Below are 2,500 nucleotides of genomic sequence, written 5' to 3' on the forward strand. Positions count from 1 at the left end.
ACGCGCCTGGACGGCGATTCGTGGGAACTGGCCGAGGTGCCTCTGGGCGAGGACAGCGAGCGCTACGAAATTCGCGTCTTCAACGGCGCGGCGGCGGTTCATGCCGAAATCGTGAACCGGCCCGAATGGATATACCCCTCGGCGCAGGAGCTCGCGGATTTCGGCTCGCCGCAGCTGGAGCTGGTTGTCTCCCTGGCCCAGCTCGGTGCCGCTGTTGGCCGCGGGCGCGAATGGCATGGACGGATTGCCGTGGCGTGATCTAGGGTCCTCTTTGTGGACGGGGTGATGCATTCATGGCGCATTCACGCGGATGGGGTTAGCCCATGTCGATGATGCCGATCGAACCGATCCTCGCTTTCGCGCTCATGACGTCTGCGCCGATGCCGATCATCCGCGTCGACGACGCGACGCCGATGTCCTGCCTGTCCTCTGACGAGACCCGCGATGCCGTTGCCGAGGGGCGTGTCATGCAGCCGGCCGAGGCGTCCCGCCATGCCCGTCATGCCGCGCCCGGCGAGGTCGTCCGCATCAGATTGTGCCGGCAGGGCGAGGAATTCGTCTATGTCGTCACGACCCTGAAGCGCGATGGCCGCGTGGCGCGCGTGACGCTGGAAGGACAATCCGGCAAGATCGCTACCATCCGTTGATCGAATTGCCGTAAACGGCCTCGCTGGCACCCGCACAAACTGGAGCGAACCGACCGTGAGACTGCTCGTCGTCGAGGACGACAAGGACCTCAACCGCCAGATCGTGACCGCTCTGGAGAATGCCGGCTATGCCGTCGACAAGGCTTTCGATGGCGAAGAGGGCCTCTATCTCGGCGAGACCGAGCCCTATGACGCCGTCATCCTCGACCTCGGCCTGCCGAAAGTCGATGGCGTCGCCGTGCTGCAAGGCTGGCGTCGGGCCGGCAAGACCATGCCGGTGCTGATCCTGACGGCGCGCGACCGCTGGAGCGACAAGGTCGGCGGCTTCGATGCCGGCGCGGATGATTATGTCGTGAAGCCGTTCCACGTCGAGGAACTGCTCGCGCGAGTGCGCGCCCTGCTGCGCCGTGCCGCGGGTCACGCCACTTCGGAACTGGTTTGCGGGCCCGTCCGGCTCGATACGCGAGCGAGCCGCGTCGTCGTCGACGGAAATCCCGTGAAGCTGACCTCGCACGAGTACCGGCTGCTGTCCTATCTGATGCACCACCAGGGGCGGGTCGTTTCGCGCACCGAGCTGGTGGAGCATCTCTACGACCAGGATTTCGATCGCGATTCCAACACGATCGAGGTCTTCGTCGGCCGGCTGCGCAAGAAGCTCGGCGTCGACATCATCGAGACCGTCCGGGGCCTCGGCTATATTGCCGCCGCTCCGGAAAAGGTCTGATCGCGGGACATGGTCCTCAAATCCTACCGCTATTCGCTGGGAGCGCGGCTGTTCCTCTCGGCGGCGTTCTGCTGCGTGCTGATCCTGGTCCTTGCCGGGGTAGGGCTGACGACCTTCTACCGCCGCTCGGCCGAGCGTGGATTCGACGAGCGGCTCTCGGTCTATATCAAGCAACTCGTCGCGGACCTCGCTGCGCCGCCCGAAACCGAACGCCAGACCATCGGCGATCTCGGCGAGCCGCGCTTCGATTTGCCTTTGACCGGCTGGTACTGGCAGATCACCCGCCTCGACGGCGAGCGCCCCAATGTCCGTTCCTCGCGCTCGCTGGTGGGCGGCCAGCTGCCGAGGCTGCTCGACCAGTCCATCGCTCCGAACAGCCGTGGCCTGCGCGAGAGCTATGTCTCCGGTCCCGACGATCGCCAGCTGCGCGTCCTCGAGCGCGAGATCGACGTCGGAGAAGACGGGCGCTTCACGGTCGCGGTCGCGGCGCCGGCAGACGAGATCGAGGGGGACATCCAGGATTTCCGCTTCGCGCTGGCGATGACCTTCCTGCTGCTCGGCCTTGCCCTTGTCGCGTCGACCCTGCTGCAGGTGCGGTTCGGCCTGCGCCCTCTGGTGCGCCTGCGTGCGGCCGTCGGCTCCGTGCGAACGGGCGAGAGCCCGCGCATTCCCGGCCAGTATCCGCCGGACCTGACCCCGCTCGCCAGCGAGCTCAACGAGCTCATCGACGCCAATCACGAGATCCTGGACAGGGCCCGCACCCAGGTCGGCAACCTCGCGCACGCCCTCAAGACGCCTCTCAGCGTGATGATGAACGAGGCGGGATCGGGCGCGGGGCAACTGCCCCAAACGGTCAGGACGCAGACGGCGATCATGCGCGATCAGGTGCAGTACTACCTCGACCGTGCCCGCGCTGCGGCGTTGTCCGGAGCGCTGGGTGGCGTGACCGAGGTTGCTCCGTCGCTGGAAGCGTTGCTCCGCACCTTCATGAAGATCTCCCAGGACCGCGAGATCGCCGGCTCACACACCGTTCCGGTTTCGCTGCGCTTCCGCGGAGAGAAGCAGGATTTCGAGGAGATGCTCGGCAACCTGCTCGACAATGCCTTCAAATGGGCTGCATCCAGGGTCG

At 66.0% G+C, this 2,500-nt stretch carries 4 protein-coding genes; all 4 read left to right on the forward strand.

Annotated elements, in window-relative coordinates; translation table 11 throughout:
* On the forward strand, positions 1-258 hold a 258-nt coding region (locus ACIPIA_RS14130; protein ID WP_400510464.1), incomplete at its 5' end, for a hypothetical protein.
* Between the two features lie 65 nt (positions 259-323).
* The gene (locus ACIPIA_RS14135; protein ID WP_400510465.1) at positions 324-647 is read left to right on the forward strand and encodes a PepSY domain-containing protein; all 324 of its coding nucleotides are present in this window, start codon (positions 324-326) and stop codon (positions 645-647) included.
* 55 nt (positions 648-702) lie between these two features.
* A complete protein-coding gene (locus ACIPIA_RS14140; protein ID WP_265052504.1) occupies positions 703-1,371 on the forward strand; it encodes a response regulator transcription factor in 669 nt (222 codons plus the stop codon).
* A 9-nt stretch (positions 1,372-1,380) separates the two neighbouring features.
* The coding region (locus tag ACIPIA_RS14145) for a sensor histidine kinase (RefSeq protein WP_400510466.1) at positions 1,381-2,500 on the forward strand (1,120 nt) is incomplete at its 3' end.

This window comes from Allobosea sp. CER48, from assembly GCF_044752385.1.
Lineage (GTDB): Bacteria > Pseudomonadota > Alphaproteobacteria > Rhizobiales > Beijerinckiaceae > Allobosea.